The 22297-nt window shown below is 45.4% G+C and carries 22 protein-coding genes and 1 pseudogene; 15 read left to right on the top strand and 8 right to left on the bottom strand.

From position 1 onward, the window contains the following. The first annotated feature begins 16 nt into the window (after positions 1-16). The 3 genes from ADU23_RS28635 to ADU23_RS28625 all read left to right on the top strand — a co-directional run bounded on the left by ADU23_RS28635 (position 17) and on the right by ADU23_RS28625 (position 2394). On the top strand, positions 17-577 hold the full coding sequence (locus ADU23_RS28635; RefSeq protein WP_053376878.1) for a maltose acetyltransferase domain-containing protein: 561 nt from the start codon (positions 17-19) through the stop codon (positions 575-577). Between the two features lie 161 nt (positions 578-738). Continuing rightward, on the top strand, positions 739-1455 hold the full coding sequence (locus ADU23_RS28630; RefSeq protein ID WP_053376877.1) for a DUF421 domain-containing protein: 717 nt from the start codon (positions 739-741) through the stop codon (positions 1453-1455). A gap of 66 nt (positions 1456-1521) precedes the next feature. After that, positions 1522-2394, top strand: a complete 873-nt coding sequence (locus ADU23_RS28625; RefSeq protein WP_053376876.1) for an aminoglycoside 6-adenylyltransferase — start codon at positions 1522-1524, stop codon at positions 2392-2394. 53 nt (positions 2395-2447) lie between these two features. Here the strand turns inward: ADU23_RS28625 and ADU23_RS28620 are convergent, their stop codons facing one another. Continuing rightward, positions 2448-4247: a DEAD/DEAH box helicase gene (locus ADU23_RS28620; RefSeq protein WP_053376875.1), complete on the bottom strand. Its 1800-nt coding sequence runs from the start codon at positions 4245-4247 to the stop codon at positions 2448-2450. A gap of 129 nt (positions 4248-4376) precedes the next feature. Here ADU23_RS28620 and ADU23_RS28615 point away from each other — a divergent pair, with 129 nt between their 5' ends. The 3 genes from ADU23_RS28615 (at position 4377) to ADU23_RS33020 (ending at position 6237) form a co-directional block, all read left to right on the top strand. Further along, positions 4377-4577 carry a YwbE family protein gene (locus tag ADU23_RS28615; protein WP_053376874.1) on the top strand — a complete coding sequence of 67 codons (201 nt, stop codon included), beginning with the start codon at positions 4377-4379 and terminating at the stop codon, positions 4575-4577. A gap of 12 nt (positions 4578-4589) precedes the next feature. Continuing rightward, complete coding sequence (locus tag ADU23_RS28610) at positions 4590-4892, top strand: hypothetical protein (RefSeq protein ID WP_053376873.1); 303 nt, start codon at positions 4590-4592, stop codon at positions 4890-4892. Between the two features lie 148 nt (positions 4893-5040). Beyond that, positions 5041-6237: a GNAT family N-acetyltransferase gene (locus ADU23_RS33020; RefSeq protein WP_197286118.1), complete on the top strand. Its 1197-nt coding sequence runs from the start codon at positions 5041-5043 to the stop codon at positions 6235-6237. Between the two features lie 512 nt (positions 6238-6749). Here the strand turns inward: ADU23_RS33020 and ADU23_RS28600 are convergent. After that, positions 6750-8375: an FAD-dependent monooxygenase gene (locus tag ADU23_RS28600; RefSeq protein ID WP_231637552.1), complete on the bottom strand. Its 1626-nt coding sequence runs from the start codon at positions 8373-8375 to the stop codon at positions 6750-6752. Between the two features lie 133 nt (positions 8376-8508). On the opposite strand from ADU23_RS28600, the gene ADU23_RS28595 reads away from it, so the two are divergent. The 3 genes from ADU23_RS28595 to ADU23_RS28585 all read left to right on the top strand — a co-directional run bounded on the left by ADU23_RS28595 (position 8509) and on the right by ADU23_RS28585 (position 11648). Beyond that, on the top strand, positions 8509-9210 hold the full coding sequence (locus ADU23_RS28595) for a MarR family transcriptional regulator (protein ID WP_053376872.1): 702 nt from the start codon (positions 8509-8511) through the stop codon (positions 9208-9210). A 798-nt stretch (positions 9211-10008) separates the two neighbouring features. After that, positions 10009-11106 (top strand): L-dopachrome tautomerase-related protein, encoded by a 1098-nt coding sequence (locus ADU23_RS28590; protein WP_053376871.1) that lies wholly within the window; start codon positions 10009-10011, stop codon positions 11104-11106. A gap of 281 nt (positions 11107-11387) precedes the next feature. After that, on the top strand, positions 11388-11648 hold the full coding sequence (locus ADU23_RS28585; RefSeq protein ID WP_053376870.1) for a hypothetical protein: 261 nt from the start codon (positions 11388-11390) through the stop codon (positions 11646-11648). 304 nt (positions 11649-11952) lie between these two features. Here ADU23_RS28585 and ADU23_RS28580 read toward each other — a convergent pair whose 3' ends face one another. The 5 genes from ADU23_RS28580 to ADU23_RS28560 are packed head-to-tail and all read right to left on the bottom strand — an operon-like array spanning position 11953 to position 14267. Next, positions 11953-12249, bottom strand: coding sequence for a spore coat protein (locus tag ADU23_RS28580; RefSeq protein WP_053376869.1), 297 nt, complete (start codon positions 12247-12249; stop codon positions 11953-11955). 11 nt (positions 12250-12260) lie between these two features. Continuing rightward, entirely contained in the window at positions 12261-12461 is a 201-nt protein-coding gene (locus ADU23_RS28575) for a hypothetical protein (RefSeq protein WP_053376868.1), read from the bottom strand. Positions 12462-12492: 31 nt separating this feature from the next. Continuing rightward, positions 12493-13629, bottom strand: a complete 1137-nt coding sequence (locus ADU23_RS28570) for a zinc-dependent alcohol dehydrogenase (protein WP_053376867.1) — start codon at positions 13627-13629, stop codon at positions 12493-12495. Then, positions 13626-14012: a spore coat protein gene (locus tag ADU23_RS28565; RefSeq protein WP_053376866.1), complete on the bottom strand. Its 387-nt coding sequence runs from the start codon at positions 14010-14012 to the stop codon at positions 13626-13628. The genes ADU23_RS28570 and ADU23_RS28565 overlap by 4 nt, the downstream gene beginning before the upstream one ends. Positions 14013-14024: 12 nt before the next feature. Further along, positions 14025-14267: a hypothetical protein gene (locus ADU23_RS28560; RefSeq protein WP_053376865.1), complete on the bottom strand. Its 243-nt coding sequence runs from the start codon at positions 14265-14267 to the stop codon at positions 14025-14027. A 191-nt stretch (positions 14268-14458) separates the two neighbouring features. Here ADU23_RS28560 and ADU23_RS28555 point away from each other — a divergent pair, with 191 nt between their 5' ends. From ADU23_RS28555 to ADU23_RS28535, 5 genes are all read left to right on the top strand, one after another. Further along, positions 14459-14740, top strand: coding sequence for a hypothetical protein (locus ADU23_RS28555; protein ID WP_053376864.1), 282 nt, complete (start codon positions 14459-14461; stop codon positions 14738-14740). Positions 14741-15426: 686 nt separating this feature from the next. Further along, positions 15427-17097, top strand: coding sequence for a spore germination protein (locus tag ADU23_RS28550; protein WP_442950664.1), 1671 nt, complete (start codon positions 15427-15429; stop codon positions 17095-17097). A gap of 15 nt (positions 17098-17112) precedes the next feature. Further along, positions 17113-18318, top strand: a complete 1206-nt coding sequence (locus ADU23_RS28545; RefSeq protein WP_053376863.1) for a Ger(x)C family spore germination protein — start codon at positions 17113-17115, stop codon at positions 18316-18318. A gap of 5 nt (positions 18319-18323) precedes the next feature. Beyond that, positions 18324-18545, top strand: coding sequence for a hypothetical protein (locus tag ADU23_RS28540; RefSeq protein ID WP_053376862.1), 222 nt, complete (start codon positions 18324-18326; stop codon positions 18543-18545). A 35-nt stretch (positions 18546-18580) separates the two neighbouring features. Beyond that, positions 18581-19684 carry a GerAB/ArcD/ProY family transporter gene (locus ADU23_RS28535; RefSeq protein WP_053376861.1) on the top strand — a complete coding sequence of 368 codons (1104 nt, stop codon included), beginning with the start codon at positions 18581-18583 and terminating at the stop codon, positions 19682-19684. 449 nt (positions 19685-20133) lie between these two features. Here ADU23_RS28535 and ADU23_RS28530 read toward each other — a convergent pair whose 3' ends face one another. Beyond that, on the bottom strand, positions 20134-21339 hold the full coding sequence (locus tag ADU23_RS28530; RefSeq protein ID WP_053373954.1) for an IS110 family transposase: 1206 nt from the start codon (positions 21337-21339) through the stop codon (positions 20134-20136). 270 nt (positions 21340-21609) lie between these two features. Between ADU23_RS28530 and ADU23_RS28525 the strand changes: the two are divergent. Further along, positions 21610-22076: pseudogene (locus ADU23_RS28525) on the top strand (DUF2691 family protein). Positions 22077-22297: the final 221 nt, after the last annotated feature.

Below are 22297 nucleotides of genomic sequence, written 5' to 3'. Positions count from 1 at the left end.
TAGGAGCTGTTTTTGCATGAAGACCGAAAAAGAGAAAATGCTGGCTGGCGAGCTTTATCTGGCGAGCGACGCGGTATTAATGAATGAGAGGCTGAATGCTCGAAGGTTGACTCGACTGTTCAATCAAACGCTTGAAACGGAAGATAACCAAAGAACAGAACTGCTCAAGGAACTGTTTGGCTCAACCGGAAAAAATCTATACGTTGAACCAACGTTCCGTTGTGATTATGGCTACAACATTCATGTCGGCGAAAATTTTTACGCTAATTTTGATTGTGTTTTACTGGATGTTTGTGAAATTCATATTGGCGATAATGGCTTCCTAGCGCCAGGGGTGCACATTTATACGGCAACCCATCCGTTGAATGCAAAAGAGAGAATATCGGGCGCTGAATACGGCAAGCCGGTAACGATTGGCCATAATGTCTGGATAGGCGGGAGAGCCGTCATTAATCCTGGCGTTAAAATAGGCAACAATGTCGTGGTCGCCTCCGGTGCAGTCGTTACGAAGGATGTACCGGATAACGTTGTAGTAGGCGGAAACCCAGCGAAAATACTTAAAGGTATTGAACAATAGAAACCGTTAAGTTTTCGAAAAATGATGATGAACGAATAGAAGCGGCAGTCTTGGGCTTTTTTGTCCGAGGCTGCCGATTTGTTTTATTTTCCGCTCAAAACAAAGTTATTTTTCTCTAAATGGGGGTAATGAATGATAAACGTTTAGAGGAGGCAGCCGCAATGGAAAACTATTTGCCCATACTGATAAAGCTGATTGTTGCGTTTGCCGGACTATGGTGTTTGACGCGACTGCTTGGCAAAAGGGAAATCGCCCAGCTTTCTCCCTTTGATTTCGTATCCTCGATGATAATGGGCGAAATTGTCGGCAATACGATTTACGACGAGAACGTATCTGTGTGGATGCTTATATTCGCGCTGGCGCTTTGGGCTGGACTATCTTATTTTTTCGAGAAAATCATGGAGTTCGGCAAGCCGCTGCGCAGACAGCTCGAAGGTAAACCAGAGCTGCTGATTGTAAATGGACAAATCGATATGGAAGCGCTGCGCCGCAATAATATGGCATTTGACGAGCTGCGAATGATGCTGAGGCAGCGTGATGTTTTCTCTCTTAGCGATGTAGCTTACGCAGTTTACGAAACGAATGGAGCACTCAGCATTTTGAAAAAATCGGCGTTTGATACCGTGCAGCGCGGCGATCTTAATCTCCAGTCGAATCCGCCAAATCTGCCGCACATTCTGGTTGAGGACGGGGTTCCACAACATGAGGGGCTTGCCGCCATTAAGCGTGACGAGAAGTGGCTGCTTCAGGAGTTGGAGAAACTCGGTTACCCGGAGGTTCGGTCAGTGGCGCTCGCTGAATGGACTACGGACGGTGTATTAAAGGCGATTCCGCGGTTTGAAGGAAAGGGTGATCGGAAAATATCTTTTCAGATTTAAAAACGGCGACAGGCAGGTATTTTCTTTTGCTTAAACGAATTGTGATAATGATGGGGGTGAACACGAATGAGAAGTGAAAAGGAAATGTTTGATTTGATTTTGGAGGTGGCGCAAAAAGACGAACGTATCCGCGCCGCATACATGAACGGTTCGAGGACGAATCCGAATGTTCCCAAAGATATATTTCAGGATTATGATATCGTTTACGTGGTCACGGAGACGTCTTCTTTTGTTAAAGACGAGTCGTGGATAAAGGTTTTTGGGGAGCTAATCATCATTCAAGAGCCTGATAAAATTGATGAGAGCCTTGGAATGAAGATGGATTTTGATCGTTCCTATACCTATTTGATGCTGTTTAAAGACGGAAATCGGATCGACCTTCACATTGAAACGAAAGAATCTATGCTTGAGGGTTATGTAAAGGATAAGCTCACGGTGCCGCTATTGGATAAGGACAACTGCCTGCCGTCTATTCCAGCGCCCTCAGATATCGACTACCATGTTAAGAGACCAACAGAAGCAGCGTACATAGGCATCAACAATGAGTTTTGGTGGTGTCTGCAAAACGTTGCCAAAGGAATATGGCGAGATGAATTGCCTTATGCGAAGCAGATGTTTGAGCCATCCAAAAAATCATTGGACGAGGTCGTTTCCTGGTGGATCGGCATGAAATATGATTTTAGCATTTCTACGGGAAAGATGGGGAAGTATTTTAAAAATGATCTTCCGGGGCCGTACTGGGAGTTGTATAAAGCAACGTATTCGGATAGCAGCTATGAACATATGTGGGATTCCATATTTGCAGCCTGCGACTTGTTTAGAACGTTATCCAAGGAAATTGCAGAAGCATTTTCCTACAGCTATCCTCATAACGAAGATAAAAATATGACAGCCTATCTGGAGCGTGTAAGAAGCCTGGCTCCTGCTGTGAAATCGTAAAAAAAGAGCAGTCTCTGGTGAATTTACATCCCGGAGACTGCTTTTCTTATGGTTTAGCGACTGCGACCGCCGCCGCGCGGTTTGTTTGAAGAGCTTCCGCCACGCGAGCTTCCGCCGCGTCCGCCTGCCGGTGAACTGCTGCGACCGCCTGCGGAAGAATTGCCGCGCTGACCGCCACGGCCGCCAGCTTGTGCTTTGCCGCGTACGGCGCCGCGCTCGTTGCTTGCTTTAGCATCCTTGCGCGTTGCTTCCCATGGGCTCTCTACCGAAGAAGCAGCACGGCCTGCAACATGCTCAGCTCCGCGCGGGCTTCCAAAGCCGCTGCGGCCTGCGCCGCCGCGAGCTGCTGTGTCGCGATTGCTGGAGCGTTCGCCGCCGCGAGGCGCGCTGCCGCGATTGCTCGTGCGTTCGCCGCCACGTGGTGCGCTGCCGTTATCGAACCGCTCGCCGCGGCGAGCTGCCCAGCCGGATGTTTCGCCAGCTGTTTCCACAGCTTCACCGCGAACTTCCGCTGTTCTTCCGGTACGTTTGCCTGCTGTGGGACGAACCGTCTCGCGCTGGCCTCTGCGACCGCCTGGCTTAGCGCCGCGGTCCGATTGACCGGAGCGACCGCCGCGACGTCCGCCTTCAGCAGGCTTGCCGCCGCGAGCGGCGCCTCTGCCGCTGTCAGAACCTGCAGGACGGCGGCCTTTTTCAGGACGATCGCCAGGCTGGGAACGGACAGCTGTCTCTACGCCTTCGCTGTCAATTGCACGGCGAGGAAGTCTAGCGTTAATGCTTTGCTCGATAAGCAGCAAATGGTTTTTGTCATACGGCGTTGCAAGTGTAATTGCAGCACCTTCTTGGCCAGCGCGTCCGGTTCTGCCGATACGGTGAATATACAGCTCGCCGTCCTGTGGAACATCATAGTTGTACACATGCGTTACGCCTTCAACATCAAGTCCGCGCGCAGCTACGTCAGTCGCAACGAGCACTTGAAGACGCGCGTCTCTGAAGCGCTTCATTACCTGCTCGCGCTTCGCTTGCGTCAGATCGCCATGCAATTCATCGGATTCAATCCCGATTTCTTGCAGCTCTTTGTTCAACTTTTTCGCGCGAACCTTCGTCCGGCAAAAAATAACGGCCAAATACGGTTGATGCTGCTCAAGCAAATGCACCAACGTTTGCTGTTTGCTGCGATCAGTCGTTTCGTATACGATTTGGGTAATGCTGTCCAGCGTGACGTTCGTGCTGCGAACGCGAATGTCGGCTGGCGTTTTCATATAATCAGCTGCCAATTTGCGAATAGCATCAGGCATCGTAGCGGAGAACAGCATCGTTTGACGAGCCTTCGGCGTTTGCGAGATTATGCTTTCTACATCTGGCAGGAAGCCCATGTGAAGCATTTGGTCCGCTTCATCAAGGACTAGCATTTGCAGCTTGCCTAGGCTGACGGTCTCACGCTTCATATGATCGATAAGACGGCCCGGCGTTGCAACGACGATATGAGGCGAACGCTGCAGCTTGCGGATTTGAGCATCTACGTCTTGGCCGCCGTAAGCAGCAAGCACGCTAACGCCAACAGCAGGGACAAGCTTTTTAAGCTCGCTCGTTATTTGAATGGCAAGCTCCCTTGTTGGTGTAAGGATAAGCGCCTGCACTTGCTCTTTCTCTATATTAATTCGTTGCAAAATAGGCAAAGCAAACGCGATTGTTTTGCCTGTGCCCGTTTGTGCTTGTGCAATGACATCCTGTCCATTAAGTAGGAGAGGGATAGCTTGCTTTTGAACCGGAGTCGGCTCGGTAATTCCATCTTGGTGCAGCAATTCGCTTAGCTTGGGAATGATACCCAAAGCGTTAAATGCGTTAGACATTAATACATTTCCTCTTTTCGTAAACATCGTTTGATGTTAAGTATAACAGCTGTCCTTATAATGTGCATCTTTACTTTGCATATGCTATGCTATAAACCAACATTATTAGCAGCAGAGGCAGGTTAGAGAATGAATGGAACAGAGCGCTCCGCCATTAGAGCAGGGCTTGAGGTCGATATCGTATTGAAGCAAGATCAACGTACAGGCAAGCTGACACGAGGTGTCGTGAATGATATATTGACCAATTCGCCGAAGCATCCGCATGGCATTAAAGTAAGGCTGGCGGACGGCCAAGTTGGACGCGTCAAAAATATTATTGCTCAGCCATAAAGGAGGGCGACTATGGCATTTGGCATAAAGAGGCAAGAGATGGAGCAGTGGAAGTCGGCTGTAGCTCATGGAGAAATTGCTTTTCTTACTCATTACTGGCGGGATCCCCGATTTCCGAACATGCGGACAGTAACGAAGGTTGGCTGCTCCGATATGGCGAAGCTGTCGCGCTGGTGTCTCGATCATGGTCTCAACCCTCGTTATATTCATGCGCGATCAGAGTATCCGCATTTTGATCTGCTTGGACCAATGCAAATTGAAGTACTAAAGCGGGCGAACCAATACGAACAGCTTGAGAGATTCGGCATGCTATGAGGATAGGTAGTACAAATGGCTGCTCATGGAGCGGCTGTTTTTTTGCTGCGAACACAAAAAATGTTCTCGCTTGTAAACGTTGAATCCAGTACTATAAAAGTATCAGATGGAAATGTTTACATTTTTTAGGGGAAGAGGGAACTTGCAAATGGATAAAAACAAAGAACAGCTGCTTCATGCCTTTGGAGAATGGATTACGTTTGTAACGGATTTGGCGAAGTATGAGGAACGGATATGGAATCAAAGCGTGGAGCCCGGAAAATGGACCGTTCGTGAGGTTGTGGCGCATATTTTGCGATGGGATGATTATTTCTACAAGGATGCAATTGCGAGGGCAGCCGAGGGGGTGCCGCTCACGGTTAAGCATCTCGATTATGATCAGTTCAATGAAGGCGCGAAGGCATATGGGAAAGCAACCTCGATTGCGGAGCTAACGGAGCAAGCGGTTCGGAGCCGTAAGCAAATAATAGATGCGATAGCTGAACTTACGAACGAGCAATATGAAGCGTCATATGTGGATGCTGACGGGCATCCGTTCCAAATGTCGCATTATATGAACGATTTTATATGGCATGACCAGCATCATATCCAGCCGATTAAGCGCCTGCTGCATTTTCGAATCGAGGAAATGAGCTTGAACGGCTGGCCTGCCCTGCAAACGGTCGTATATGACGGCTGGCTGCAGCGATTTGCGGAAGGGTATACGAAGCGATCAAATAGTATAAATCCGATCTATGGCCATACGCTGGAGCTGGATCCCAAAATCCGCGCCTGCGAGAAAAGGTATGAGCAGGAGGGCATCCGGACGGCATTCAAAATTACCCCGTTCAGCCAGCCTGCCTCACTTGATGATGAATTAGCCGCACGCGGTTATGAGCTTATCGATCAAACGGTTGTGAAAACGGTACATTTATCTGAGGTGCTCTCTCCCTCAAATGGAGATGTCTGGCTAGAGCAGTATCCTTCAGAGGCTTGGCTGGATGCATTACGCGTATTTAGCGGGTTAACGGACGGACAGAAGGATATCACTCGAAAAATGCTTGAGCAATCGCCGCTTGAGCAGTGCTTTGCGATTTTGCATGATAACGGCATTCCGGTCGCTTGCGGGTTTGCAGTGCTGGAAGACGGCTTCGTTGGCCTTTATGATATCGTCACCGATACCGGCAAACGGAATAAAGGGTACGGCGAACAGCTTATTTTACATTTGCTGCAATGGGGCAAAGGACGCGGAGCGAAGGAGAGTTATTTGCTCGTTGTAAAAAATAATGCGGCAGCCAATCGGCTTTACGACAAAATTGGTTATGTGCAGCAGTATGAATATTGGTACCGCGTTAGTCAGAACTAACGGTGAACGTAGTAAAGAAAACGTATCATGCACAGCTCGTGGAATGGGACGAGCTGCTGTATGGGAAGCTAAACAACATAGAAGAACAGCATGAGAAGGAAGGATTATTTTGTGAACTGGTGTCAGACCACGAGAACATATCACCATAAACGATAGAACTTGGTACTAATCCAGTGCCGAATTATTGACAATCTGTTGTCATTGCACTATCGTTCCCCATCATGACGGGATACGATAGTCGAAAATAATACATTAACATGAGCAGATGCTACAGTGACCTTCTCATTTATTAAGCTATTTCTGGGACCTCATAATACGAACGGGAAGAATAACGCAACGACAAGTGGCTGTCCTAAAAGCCAATTTGATTCTTTGGAGTCCTAGTTAATGTTGAATTTCTTCGAAAAAAAGGATCTCAGGCTCCATTTTACAGTGGAATTTGAGGTCCTTTTGTGAAAGCAATAGATACATACTTGTTTTGGGAAGTGAAAATCTAGCTGTGACTGAAACCTTCAGTTTGAATGAATCGCATTGGACCGTGATGGGGTCATCGTTTTGGATATATTATCAAAAGCTCCCTGCCAGTTGTTCGAGATGATGTTTCCAATGTAACCGTCAGGTCGTATCAATACCAGCATGTCACTGGTAATGCCGTAAATTTTTTGAAGATTGCCTGTGGTGTCTTTAATGGAAGTGTCGTCGATGCTTCCATTGCCTACAATATATCGGCGCAATTCAGCTCCATCGGTAGGCCATGTCAGCCCAGGAAGTTCCTTGGAGGCATTGGCTCCAAAGGCAAGAAGAGTGAAGTGGGGGCCTTGATATAGGTCAAAGAGTCGTCGTATCCCACCAGGACCGCTACAAGGTGCGTCCGGAGCTCGGTCTCCCACTTGCAAGGTCTTGGTGACTGCGGTGTCTGCAGGGGCGAGCGGCCCGGCATGGTATGAAATTATGAGCTGTCGTTCCTCATCTCCACGCTTTAGGCTGGAGAGTGAGCGCTTGTCTATGCCGGAGTAAAGCTCATTTGATTTACCAAGAACATGAGCAGCAATCGGCTGCCGTTCAGCTTCGTAGCTGTCGAGGAGACTGTCGGGAGCTCCGGAGATGACCTGCCCTAATTTCCAACCGAGATTGTATGCATCCTGCACGCCGGTGTTGAGCCCCTGCCCTCCGGCAGGTGTATGAACGTGGGCGGCGTCGCCAGCCAAGAAGACTCTGCCTGCCCGGTAGTGCTTCGCGAGCCGAATATTGGGTCGGAACACAGAGGACCAGGTGATGCCATGTAACCGGAACCCAGTGAGAGTATAGAACTGATCTGACAATGCTGCTTCATCGAGGACAGGCGTCTCATCAGTTTTCAGCCGAATCATGATTTGGAATTGGTCGGAATGGGGCAGTGGGCATACTGCGACCGACTTACCATGTGTACGTGGCCACATATGCCATCGGTTGCGTGCCAGTTTGTCAACTGTACCGTCGACAATGAGCCATTTGTCGGATTCGTTGGTCTCTCCGACGAACCCAATACCAGCAGCTTTGCGAACAGTGCTTGAGCCTCCGTCGGCCCCAACCAAATATCTGCAGCGGACCTTCTCCCCAGAAGAGAGCTTCGCAATCACCCAATCGGAATCTTGTTCGAAGCTCTCCACGGCAGTGCCGAACTCAATGTTAAGTCCACGGCGCTCGATCAGGCGATGCAAGATGGCGTCGGTGCGGAGTTGCGGCAGCAATAAAGTGTTTGGGTATGGTACGCTTGGAGACGATTTATTCCGCTGTATCATACGCCACGGCAATGTGAACGGCCCAAAATGGAGGCCAGCAAGAGGGTATGCTCCTCCTTCAGCGAGCGCCTCATCAAGTATCCCGAGGTCTTCAAAGACTTCCAAAGTACGAGGTTGAACTCCCTTTGCACGGGAGCCTTTGAATGCGTGTGGTGCCTTGTCAATCACTCGAACACGAAGACCTCGACGTAGAAGGTCTGCTGCCAACGTTGATCCTGTTGGGCCAGCACCGGCAATAAGAACATCGATATCCTGGTGATCGGTATTTGATGACTTGCTTACTAATTCAAAGTTCTTCATTGTGTAGTTTCCTTTCTGTGCAAAAATAAACAAAATGATTCTAATTTTAGTTTCCATGAAACATTATGTTTCTTAGAAACAATAATACATGGAGCTTGCTGTTTACGTCAATAATGTTTCGTGGAAACTTTAATTGCTCATTCACTCTTGATATACTGGTTTTAGCTTAACTAATATCGGAGGAAAACAAATGTTAAACGAATCGGGGAAACAAAATAAGGATCGATTAATTAAAGATTTGATTGTGTCAGTAAACGATCTACAAAATAAATTCCAAAGAGACGATGGCCAAGAAAGACAATGGCTTATTCAGAATAGTCCTACTCCTATAATCGCTCAGCTGGTGAAAGATATGACTGTTAAGATGCTGCATGTGCTTAGTGCCATTGGTGAGCTTGAGCCTGTTAATGGTATTACAATTTCAAAACAATTCGGATTCTCAAAAGGGAATGTCTCTAAAATCACGAGAAGACTTGCAGATAAAAAAATTATTATTTTTGAATATCTCCCTGATAATAGAAAGGAAATCCTGTTTCGCACCACACAATTAGGAAAAGAGATTAACCTTTTACATCGAACGCTACATGAAAAAATTGATATTGGGGCCAATCATTTATTAAAACGATATAACGAAGATGAATTGCGATTTCTAGTCAATGTTATTCAAGAGACTTTGCACACTTCTTTGATTCATTCGGAGACAAACGAAGAATCAAACCCACTCTGTAAAAGTGCGTCGCATACGAAAGTAGAATCAGACATAGACAAGGCAACAACAGATTCTGACGATATCAACGAAGTCATTGAGTTGCTCAATAAGCTGGATTCCCGTAACTTAAAGAAAGCGAAAGCGATTCTTAAAGATGTATTTTTTTCAGTGTACGAGGATTAAAGCTTCAACAAATTAAGATTGAACAATTAATAATTGATTAATCTGTTATACTCCCTTGGTACGATATGATTTTCTCAAGAATGCTCGCTTATTCGCAGGACTTCGCCCGGATAGTAAGGGGGAAGACATGAAGGGAACACCCTGTTAGACTTCGGTAACATGAAGGCGCACGGGAATAGAGGAGGGATAAAACCGTCCTATATACTTCCATTTACTGCAAGCTTTCTCCACGCGACCCTTGGAGGTTTTCACTCCCATGTCTTAACGGGTCGTTGCTCTTTGGTTTAATGAATCCGGTACTCCGTGCTTTCTTTGAAATCCTTCGAATAAGCCAAAACTCGTACAACGAAACGGGTTGTATGGTTAAGCTGCTTGTAAGAGTGGTAACGTTTTATGTGGCATGTAGGCTTTACCGCTACGAGCCATCCCGACTAGTATTCTGGCCAATTATCGCAGGGACTTTCAATATTAGGAGAATGAAAGGCAGCCGGCCTCACGATCGGCTGCCGTTGTTCGTTAAATTAACTACGGGCAGCATTCCTATTATGAAGAAATACGGAGTTAACGTTTCTCCAATGAGGGAGGATAGTTTAAGATCATTCGCGGTGAACCATATCAGAAGTAAAAGAGGTTCTGAAATAATTTCATTTTAGCGTTAATAAAACCAACATTTTTAATAATGGGAAGTTGAAACCCACAGCATTCATCACGATAGAAAAATTTATCAAGAACCAGGCACTACAAAAAAAATTAAACATATATAGTTGATATCCGTTCGGATTTGATGAGGAGGATATCATGCAACCTATGTTACCTATGGAAAAATATTTTGGGCAGTTTGAACTGGTGCATGCTTTTTATGGGGCTATGCCTACAGGTGTCAGCGTTTCCGAAACCGGCCGTATTTTTGTTTGCTTTCCGAAATGGGGAGACGACGTTCAATTTACTGTGGCGGAAATTGTTGAGGGTGAAATGCAGCCTTATCCCAGTTTAGAAACAAATATGGTTAATACCGGTAATATTAAAATGTCTTTCGTCAGTGTCCAAAGTATCGTTGCTGATGGAAGAGGAATACTTTGGGTACTAGATACAGGGGCACCAAATTTTTCTGAACCTATTCAAGGGGGAGCAAAATTAGTTGCTGTTGATTTAAGCACGAATACAATAAGGAGAGTATATACCTTTACAGAAAATGTTGTCTTGCCAACAACTTATCTGAATGATGTCCGGTTGGATTTTCGGGTTGGAAGAGCAGGCTATGCATATATAACGGATTCTTCTTCCAGAGGGCCAGGGGCTATTATCGTCGTTGATTTAGAAAATGGGAACGCGTTTAGACGTTTAAATGGGGCAATATCAACTTCGCCTGATCCCTATTTTTTACCGAAAGTAGAAGGTGAAGTTTTGATGAATCGAAACCCGGACGGCTCGACTTACCCATTTAGATTGGCTTCCGATAGTTTAGCGATTTCTCCTGATGGAAAGGTTTTATTTTATGCTCCGCTAACCAGCCGTCAACTGTTCTCAATCTCAACAGAAGCCCTAAGAGACAGAAGGATACAGGACATGAATTTATCCCAATATGTGCAGTATTGGGGGGAAAAAGGTGCGTCAGATGGAATGATCACCGGCGCAAACGGCACCGTTTATGCGGGAGACTATGAAAACAACAGTATCCGGAAGATATTGCCGAATGGTGCAATGGAAACCATCGCACATGACCCGAGAATTTTATGGCCGGATACTTTTTCGATTGGCCCCGATCAATACTTATATGTCATTGTGAATCAATTACATCGGCAGGCGAGATTTCATTATGGAAGAGACCTGCGGGAAAAACCATATAGTTTACTTCGTATGAGAATTGATGAATTCCCTGCTCCTACCTTTTCATAATAATTTTAACCGAAGGTAGCTATCCCTCATCAGGGAGCTGCCTATTTTTTCAGTTAAAACTATATTTTTGTAAAATTGTATATATTCCCGCAACTGCCCTATTATAAAGAGGCTGTTATCTGTTGATAAGGAAGGACCCTTGAGAAATATGGGTTCTTCCCTAGTTTTGCATTTAGCATTATTCCTCTATTTGAACGGTAACACCCTTCTCCACATGGAACTCCATCTCCAGATTCAGTATGACTTTTTTTGATTAGTAAGTACTAGGAAGATCACCCCAGATGCTCATTAGAAGTTATTCGTACATTCTCAACCTAAGGGGAAACTACGAGCAGTACTCGGGCCTGACAGAACATCTCGAAGGCGAAAGGGTAGCCCTCTTTGGTGAGGTAGCTGAGGACGGCAATGACCACGACACGCTTGAACCTCAACAGCACACCCACATGGGAATACTGGAAGAAGGCGACATAGACCTCAAACCAGTTGGTTTGCTGGGAGGCCTTTGTGACCAGTGGCTAGATTTGTGGAGCTTTTCGACCTGAAGGGCCGCAGGCATACTACAGGATCGGTATACTCGGCGACAACGAATACTTCGTCCTGCTGTACGCATCCCAAAACTCGTTAGACCTTGAAATTGAATCTTGGCTGGCCAGCAGATCCCAAAGTAAATCCCCTATTCCGCTTACGGAGTAGGGGATTTTCAATTCTAACCAGGGGCGAACAACGAATGACACAAGCTAATCAACAACTTGAGTTCTTCCCGGGTTCTCTGAAGTCTCCGGCTAAAATCAAAAACGCGCCTGAACCATTGTGGTTTTGCGCGTTTTGCCGGGACGAAATACGGTGTCAGGACGGAATGTTCATAGCGGTCTGAATGTTTTTCAGATCGAGCTGAATTTGCTCTGGAATATGGTAGGGATGGTATAGGCCCCGCTGCATCATGTAGATTGTTATCTTTTCATGGGAGTCTATGGCTTCGTCGAGCTGTTTCATCAAAATTTGCTTGATTTCGGGAGTGGCACATTCGGTCACGGCCATGGCGTAGTTTCTGACTCCGCTCTTGGCGTTCATCAAAAAATCCATTGCGATCACGTCATCGGTCAGCATATGAAGCCCTGTCATGTGTTCTAATATTGTATTCATGTTATTATCTCCTATAGGGTCATTTTAGACAGCACTCCACCGAGCTCCTGAAGGTGCTGCTGTGAAGATTGCACGTCTTGCTGCAAAATTTGCATGAGCTCCGGGTCGGTTACCAGAGCTTGCATGGTTTTGGATTTGGTCATGCAAACCGTCTTGAACGCAGCCATTTCATGAACCTCCAGCATTTCATGCAAAGCGTAATTGGAATTCATTCGGATTGTCCTCCCATGTATCTATCCATATTCAAGGCTTTAAGATGACTTTGATGCAATCGTCCGTTTTCGTATCGAACACTTCATAGCCGCGCTTGGCCTCGCTGAGCGGAATGACGTGCGTAACAATATCTCCAGGGTCCACTTTGCCCGAAGTAACCAACTCGTACATATACGGCATGTAGTGAACGACCGGAGCTTGTCCGGAACGGATATTCACGTTGCGCTGCATGATGTCGCCGAGCGGGAATCCGTTATAGCGTCCGCCGTATACCCCAGTGACTTGGATAGTCCCGCCTTTGCGGACAGCCTGAGACGCAATGATAAATGCGCTCATGGTGCCGCCTTGCAGTTTCAAACCGCTGGCTAGAAATTCGAGATCGCTCATCTTGCCGTCCATTCCTACCGCATCAATCACGACATCGGCGCCGCCTTTGGTCATTTCCTTGAGATTGTTGCCGATATTCTTATCCTGTTCGAAGTTTACGATTTCCACATTGTTCGTTCGCTTCGCATGCTGTAAGCGGTAATCGACATAGTCGACGGCTATGACCCGCTTTGCTCCTTTCAGCCAGCAGAATTTCTGGGCCAGAAGTCCGACCGGACCGCAGCCGAGCACGATGACCGTATCTCCATTCTTTACGCCGGCGTTATCTACGCTCCAGAATGCCGTCGTCATGGCATCGGCGATCAAGCTTAGCTTTTCGTCCGGTTGTTCGCAGTTTTCGGGAATCTTGAAGTGGGTAAAATTTGCGAACGGGACTCGTAAATACTCGGCTTGCCCGCCAGGGTATCCGCCGGTCGTTCCGGAGTAGCCGAAATATGCGCCCATATCCCCGTGTTCGTTTGAGTTGTCACATTGGCTTTCCAGCTGATTTTTGCAAAAAAAACATTCTCCGCATGCGATGTTGAATGGGATGATCACACGGTCGCCTTTCTTTACATTTGTCACGCCTGGGCCTACCTCTTCTACGATCCCCATCGGTTCATGCCCGATGACATAGTTCTCCTGAAGGTTAGGGATCATCCCGTGAATAAGGTGAAGGTCGGAACCGCATATGGCGGTACTGGTGATCTTTACGATCATATCGTCCGGTTTCTCAATCTTCGGATCCGGTACCTCTTTGACTACGACATTTTTAATCCCTTGATACGTTACCGCCTTCATGCTTTATGTCCTCCAATATGTTCATCTGGGGTCCGATCAAACATCCCTTTACGAGACGTATCACCCGGGAACAAATTCATCTGCCCGATCATCACCGTATTTTTCGCCGAAAGCTGGTCGAGTTGGTACTGTTCGTTCAGCTCGTAAGGATGGAACCATTTTTTGCGAATCATGAGCTCCGTGATTTCTTGGTGCATTGCAATCCCCTGCTTAAGATGATTGCGCAGCAGCGCTCTTACATCCGGAGAAGCCGTTTCCGTCAGGGCGATGGACAAATTTCGCACACCCTCCTTGGCACGAAGAAGGAAGTCCATTGCAAAAGTCATATCTGCCATTTCTGGCATATTTAATGAATTAATCGGGTCTAAATAATCGGTATTCATTTGCGTTCCCCTTTAATGTGTTATAGGTGTCGGGCTATTCGGAACAGGCGCTTGGAAAGGAGCTCTTGCGTAGATTGCTTGCAGCTCTGTAATCTGTTGTGTGGATTGAATTACGTCTTTCTGCATTAACGCTTTTAGCTCTTGGTCAAAGACCAAGCCTTGCATAAGTTTTGACTTAGCGAGGCAGAGCGTTTTAAAGTTTAACGCTTCATGTAGTTCCATCGATTCGTGCGGCGCTAGCGTTGGCGTATTCATTGAGAAATTATCACCTCCTTTTTTTTATCAACGTTAGATTTTCCGACGCACCGGATCTTATACTAAAATTGATTGCCGGAAATGTGGGATCCGGATATTCCCATGCAGTCGCAGGAATATAAACAAAATCTCATCCGCATACTTATTTCTGTATAAATTAATGATCTTTGCTCAAGGGAGGATGACTCGCTTTGCCTAATGAAAACAAAATTGATCTAGCCACCGAAAATGCAAGAAAGCCGGCAGAAAGTACACTTAACTCGAGCGGCAATACGCTGGAGCAGCATGCATTTAACGCGGTTTCTGATGCGCAAACGGCTTTAAATCAGGCGATAAACTCGATAAGTGAATCTAATGCGGCAACAAATTCACAAGCTTTGGAGACGGCCCGGAAGCAATTGACCCAAGCAGAGGAATTTTTAGAACAAGCACAAACTTCAGAAAACGCATTACGTCTACCGGACCAACAATAAAACGGGCTTGGCGCAGATAGGCTTGGCAGAGATTCTCCTTCTTTTTCGGATACAAGTGGAGTCAGGCTTACTAATGTCGAGGTATGACCGTCTGTCTATGTCGAGTAGACGCTGCGATGATGTTTTGCTGTCTTAGCCGATACTCTCCGCATGGGCAAAGAACCTGCTTTGAAGCTCGGAGGAACGTATTTGCCATTGACACAGAGAGTCACCGTCAGAAGGCTTCGGCTTGTGCCGAAGCTTTTTGTTTTTTGAGATGTCTCGGACATTTTCAAAAAACTAATTCGAATCCGGATATTATTGAGCAGTGGAGCCCAATTTATTCAATCTTCCGGAATTTGACTTCTCCCGTTTAAGGCAACTGGGAACATTGGTTAACAAAAACATGCGAATCATAAAATCATTCGCTTGTAATCGCATTACACATTAAGCTGCTGCTTTTTTTGAGCTGCCTGGGGCTTCGACACAGAAGAAACAATCACAATACTGCTAACCAATGAGCTTATGATGTGTTCACCTTGTATGCGAATGCATGATTATTTTTATACTGATCAGCAAGGCTCCTCAAAGATTTAGGATATCAGATTGTATCCCTAAGAAATTTACATCGTGCGTGCATTAGTCCAATTATGCGGTAAAGTATGCTATTTCCTTTTATGATTATAGCTGTGAGTATTTTTCCCTCAATTGGTAATCCTAATTCTGCTAATCGCTATTATAAACGTCCACAGGTTAGGAGGGATATCATAAAGCTATTTAATAAACAGAGGCATAGTAACTACACAAGTTCTCCTGTTGAAAAACCGCATAGATGGTGGGAAGAGGTCGACACTGAAATCAAGGTAGACATTAGCATTAAGACTAATATAGATTGGATTGCGAATCGGCTGGGCAACAGTACGGATCTGACTATTAGGTATTTTAAAATGGGTGAAAAGGATTCCCGTTCTGCGGCTGTTTTGTTTCTTGAGGGGATTTCCGATGCGCCCAAAATGCTGGAATCCATAGTTACTGCTGTGCGCGATCATGCGAATCAAGAGCTCCATTGGTTAGTAGTCGATGGGGAGGATTTTATGGACCGTCTGATCCTTCCTGCCGGATCGGTAAAAAGGGCAGACAATATGACTGCTATCCTTAAAGCGATACTCTTCGGTGATACCGTTATTTTATTAGAGGGTTGGGAATACGGGGTGCTCGCAGGCTCTCGTAAGTTGGAGGATCGCGGAATTGAGGAGCCGAGCAACGAGCCAGTCGTTAGAGGTCCACGAGACGGCTTCAATGAGACACTTAGAACCAATACGAGCTTGATTCGCCGTCGGATTAAGGATCCGAATTTATGGATGGAAACCATTCAAATCGGAAGATCCACTCGAACGGACGTGGCCATTATGTATTTGAATGGCATTGCAAGTCAGAAGGTAATCGACGAGGTGCGGAAGCGATTGAAAGCCATAGATGTCGATGGCATATTGGAGAGCGGCTATATCGAGGAATTTATACAAGACAAAACCTTCACTCTTTTTCCGCTGATTTACACCACTGAGCGGCCCGATGTTGTCGCCGCGGAGCTGTTGGAAGGGAGGGTTGCTATTCTTGTAGATGGTACTCCCTTTGTGCTAATTGCTCCAGCGATGCTGATTCAATTTCTGCAGGCCTCGGAAGATCATTACCAGCGCTGGGATTTCGCTACGTTTATACGTCTAATCCGATACGTTAGTCTTGGCATTACGATGCTAGCGCCAGCGCTTTATATTGCGATCACTACTTTCCACCAGGAGGTTCTTCCGACACAGCTTCTGATGAGTTTGGCAGCAGCCCGGGAAGGCGTTCCTTTCCCTGTTTTTGTAGAGGCTGTATTGATGGAAATTACATTCGAAATATTACGTGAAGCCGGTGTAAGGATGCCGAAAACGATCGGTCAAGCTGTATCCATCGTAGGTACGCTAGTCATCGGCCAAGCAGCTGTTGAAGCGGGTCTGGTTTCCCCGGCTATGGTCATTGTAGTAGCGATAACCGCGATTTCCAACTTTGTGCTGCCGTCATATAGCATAGCCATTTCTTTTCGAATGCTGCGTTTCTTTATGATGATATTAGCTGGCTCCCTAGGTTTTTTTGGTATTTTACTTGGCCTGTTAGCTGCCGTATTTCACTTATGCGGTCTGGTATCCTTCGGGCTGCCTTATATGAGCGGCTTTGCTCCTTTTCATTTAAATGACCAAAAGGATGTCATTCTCCGTGTGCCTAGATGGGCTATGTTCACAAGACCTAGTTACATCAAAGATAGAAATTTCACCAGAATGGGGTCGGACAAAGATCCATCTTTAAAAAAAGAATCTGAGGAGAATTCCAATTCATAACGCGGGAGGGCTTTAATGGCGGTTAGGATTTGTAAAGGGCTATTCATAATCGGATTAATGATATTGGTGACAGGCTGCTGGAATCGCAGGGAGCTAAATGAAATGTCTATCGCGGTGGCCATGGGACTGGACGAAGCGAGGGAAGGCCGGGTTTTGGTTTCGGTACAAGTTGTCAATCCCGGCGAGATTGCTTCAAAAAAAACATCGGGGTCCGGTGGAACTCCGGTAACGACGTTTCGTGCGGAAGGAAATTCAATTTTTGAGGCACTCCGAAAGCTAACGCTAAAGCTAAACCGTAAAATTTATTTATCTCACCTGCGAATGCTGGTCATCGGGGAGGAGCTCGCGAGGAAAGGAATTGCAGAACCCATTGATTATCTGTCGAGGGACCATGAGCTGCGGACTGACTTTGCCATAGTCATAGCGAAAAATGGAAAAGCAGAGGCTATGCTGGACATTTTAACACCCCAAGAGAAAATCCCAGCGAGTAAATTGTATTCCTCGCTTGAAGTAGGCGAAAAAGCATGGGCTTCTACGAGCAAAGTGTCTTTGGATATGCTGATCAATGATTTAGAAAATGACGGAAAAAATCCTGCTCTGACTGGAATAATTATGAAAGGACCTCATAACGAAGGGCAAAAATTATCCAATCTTCAATTGACAGATACGAAAACAATTATGGTGTACGACGGATTTGCTGTTTTTCGTAAAGACAAGCTCGTGGGATGGTTGAACATAAATGATAGTCAGGGCTATAACTACATCCAGGGAAAAGTGAAGAGCACAATCATCGTAAACTCATGCAGTGGCGGTGTAATAGAGGTGGAGCTCATTCGAACAAAAACAGCTGTCAAGGCAACTCTGACAGAAAAGGGAGAGCCGAAAATAATAGTTGATGTCCATGGGGAGGGTAATGTAGGAGATGTTTCCTGTGACATCAATATGCTGGACCCCACCACCATTCCTCGGATCGAGAGGATGACCGAGCAGCGTATTGTGGAGATTATTAAAGGCGTGGTAGATACGACCCAATCAAAATATAAAACCGACATTCTCGGCTTCGGAGACACCGTTCATAGGGCATACCCACAGCAGTGGAAGAAGTGGAAGCAGGACTGGGACTCTACTTTTATGCACTTAACCGTGCAAGTGGACGTGCATATCGACATCCGACGAATTGGAACCATTAACCAGCCTATTAAATCAAAAGTAAGGAAGTAGATCACATGTGGGTAACGGTAGGAGCCGCTGTAATCGGCATCTATGCTGTTTGGTCAGAGATGCCTGAACTGCACAGATCAAAGAAATACAAAGAGATGCTGATATTTAGTTTACTGGTGGTCATTTCGCTGACCGTTTATACTATGCAAATCATTCATGCAGCTCTTCCAAACCCGCTCGAAGGGATAACAATTGTTTATGAATGGCTCGGGCTGGTTCTAAGGTGAAGGATAAAGTGATCTGAAGAGAAAGGAGGTTTATCATGAAAGAAAGTGAGACAATCGGTGTCCATCAATTTACGATTTTAGTGATTATTTTTGGTATTGGAACCTCTATTCTCATCGCGCCAGCTGCCCTTGCGGCCGTTGCCAAGCAGGATGCCTGGATTTCAAGCATCATTGGCATTCTGGCAGGTTTTTTACCGGTTATAGTCTATGTTACATTATCAAAAAAGTATCCAAATAGGACAATTATTGAGATTAATGAACTGGTTTTTGGAAAATGGCTAGGAAAGACAGTTTCCGTATTATACTTATCGTACTTTTTTGTATTAAGCGTGCTGCTGCTCGGGGACGTTGGATACTTCCTAACGACGGAAGTGATGCCGGAGACGCCTATTGTTTTTATTATGGGCTGTTTGATGATCGTAATTATTTTAGCTACGCGTAAGGGGCTAGTCGTCATAGCCCGGGGAGCTGAAGTCTTTTTTCCTTGGATCGTATTGCTGCTGGTAATGGTTATTATAATGCTGCTGCCGGAAATTGAAATACGAAAAATTGAGCCGGTTTTGGAAAACGGGCTGATTCCGTCATTGGAAGGCTCTTATCCGTTTATGAGTCTGCAGGAGTATATCGTTCTGATGATGATTTACCCATTCGTTAAGGTCTCGAAAAAGAAGGCACCCGCTTTTTTTGTCGGTACCCTCCTGGCTGGGATTGTACTTATCATTATTATATTAGTATGTATTCTTGTACTTGGAGCCAGTCTAACAGAATCCAGCATGTACCCGACCTTCACGCTCGCCAAAAAAATTAGTATTGGTAATTTTCTTGAACGTCTGGAGGTTATTGTAGGCGGTTTATGGTTCGTAACCATTACCTTCAAGCTCATTATAACCTTCTTTGCGGTAACTGTTGGCACAAGTCAGCTGCTTCAATTCAATTCGTATACCTTTTTGACAATACCTATAGGCATGCTGATAACGGCAATGGTACAACCTACCTGCACAAACATAGTTTATGTCATGAATTTTATTCAGAAGGTTTGGCCTGCGTACTCCTTAACCTTTATGGTTGTACTACCGCTTCTGACCTGGCTTTTATCCTTGATAAGAAAGAGAAAGAGTACAGCCATTCAAGTTCAATAAAAGCCGCAAAGTAGCAGCATATAAAAGCACTCCTTCTCTTTGCTTGATGACCTATCTCAAGACAGCAAGCTATTCGTTTCTCCATAATTAAAATGGATTCCAATGAAATCATAGGTTCTTGTGGTAATAATTCTTTGGATTTGGAAAATGAAAATGTATAAATTGGATATGACATTGCTAAATCATTTTGGGGAAGAGGATATGATATGCTTCAGAAGCTATCTATTACGCATTCTCATCTTTAAAGATAAACGATAGTTCATAGAAATTACGGAAGTAGTAGATACAACTAGGCAGTGATTATACGCTTGATTAAGCTATACCAGCTAATAGCCTGTCAATATTTAATTATTAATGAAGTAAACGAAGGGTGCTATACTGGTAAAAATGCACGACAAATAACCGCCCCATAGAATTTGGGAAGGTTTTCCTCAATATCTAAACGTTTCTTATTCAGTCAAGCGGTAAGGTTCTTTCTTGGTCAAAATTGCATAAATCCATTGGATTAGTTTATTTGCACATGCAATCACGGCTACTTTAAWTAGTTTACCTTCTGCTCGCTTTTTATCGTAATAAGCTCTGATTTTCTTATTACGTGAGCTTCGCAAACCACATCGCACAGCTTGATATAAGGCTGTCCGGAGTCTTCTGGAGCCGCGTTTGGTGATTTTATTTCGGGTTGCTGTAAATTTACCAGAAGAAWAGACACTTGGATCAATACCGGCAAAAGCAACCAGCTTCTTTGCGTGATCGAACCGATCGATTTCTCCGATCTCAGCTAAAATTGTTGCAGCAATTTTAGTGCCAATGCCGGGTATCGATTGGATTAAATCATACTCCAGTAATTCTTCAGCCAGGGCCTCTATCGATTTATCAAGTTTCGTTAGATGCTCCTGGTACTGAAGAAGTAAATTAATGAACAGCTCTAATGAGATTAAATGACTCGGAAATGCGGTCTCCCTAAAGGGATTTAGCTGTGCTGCAGCCATTAGTTTCTGTGCCCGTTCCAGCGACCACCGGTTCGAGGCGACATGTCCAACAAGGCGTTGTATGTTCGCCGTAACGTTTTCCTCGGTCATCGCTAGCACGGATTGAGACGTTGGATACTGAGCCAGGAAACGAAGCGACACCTTAGAATAAAGGTCACCAAACACGCCGTGATACTCTGGAAAGACTTGATCCAGTACCGCTTGAAACTGCAACTTTGTCTGGACATACATTTCTGTCAGTGACTCATGTTGCCGAGTCAGGTATCGCAGATTCATCAGATACTGACYCCGTTTTTTGTAAGGCTCCAGCTCTTCTTTGTAGAACAATTCCCCCAGCTGGTAAGCGTCAGCAACATCCGTTTTCACCTTACGTAAATTCATCTTTTTCGCCTGGTGTGAAATTAACGGATTGATAATGATATACAGATATTGATGCTCATCTAGAAACTGTATAACTGGACTATGATAATGCCCCGTTGCTTCTAACACAATGGCCGGACGCTGCCCAGCAAAGGACTCCACGTTTTGAGCAAAGCGGAGGAAGGACGCTAATCCCTCAAGATTGTGCTCAAATCGAAAGGTCTTTCCGTAAGGCATTCCTCGATCAGAAAAAGCTTGTGCATGACTTTCCCCTTTAGATACATCTAATCCAATGACAGGGTTCATTCAATCACTCCCGATATTATATTCGCCGGCAACCCCTAACCTTCTCGTCGTCCACATTATCGCATGTGATTCGGGATCATTGTCCCAACYAGCCTAATCATGGTTTAACAAGTAGGGGGGATGAACTGTATAGCTCTCGGGATCCAACTCCCACGGGCAGAAACGTTCGATCCCCGGCTACCGCTATCTTATGACCTCACAAAAATGAGGTCTACCAGAAAGATCTGGTGACCTCATAATACGAACGGGCAGTATAGGAGAGGAGTTATTATGATAAGAGGCATTAGCTTCGAAATACCAAATGAGTACGGGAGCTACTTGGCTGGGATACTGAAGCCAGTCGATGTAGCTGCATATAACTGGATGTTGGCGGTGAAGAAGCATATTTCATCGAGGACGGGGAGTTAGGGCGGCCACTCTTTCCTGATGAGGTTATTGGAATGGAAGGCGAAACATTAAAGCAGACAATAGAAAAAAACGAGTATTATGTGATTTTTACAAACCTAAAGGCTTTTCCAAGAAATAAAGAGATTATTGATATTCAAACGTTTGAAGATTTTATTATCAGTGAATGTAGCCTCGTTATTTTAGTGGTCGATTGCGTGTATGTTACGGTGTATAGTAAGGATCCAGAAACAATCCAAAGGCTCTATAATAACTCGCTAACAATGGGGTTTTCTGAAGTAAACTTCATTACAGATGAAAATGATTTTAGAACAAGACTTTCTGTATGGTAAAGCATTCATGTTTGCATTGCTTGAATGTAATCGCTCAACTAACGGGACACGTTAACGGGCGGGTAGTTGAACAAGTCTAGAGAATAAATGCTGATAATGATATTCCCGTCTGAGTTTAAAGTACGCCAGTCTTTTCCTTGATCACATTTGCTCAAGTGTTTACTTGATGGTGCTTAAGATTCGTTATAGTATAATTAAAAGAAACATTCAGGAAAGGTAGA

It is taken from the genome of Paenibacillus sp. FJAT-27812 (genome assembly GCF_001273905.1).
In the GTDB taxonomy this organism is placed as follows: domain Bacteria; phylum Bacillota; class Bacilli; order Paenibacillales; family Paenibacillaceae; genus Pristimantibacillus.
Note: the sequence above shows the minus strand (reverse complement) of the source record. Positions and strands in the feature narration are given on the sequence as shown.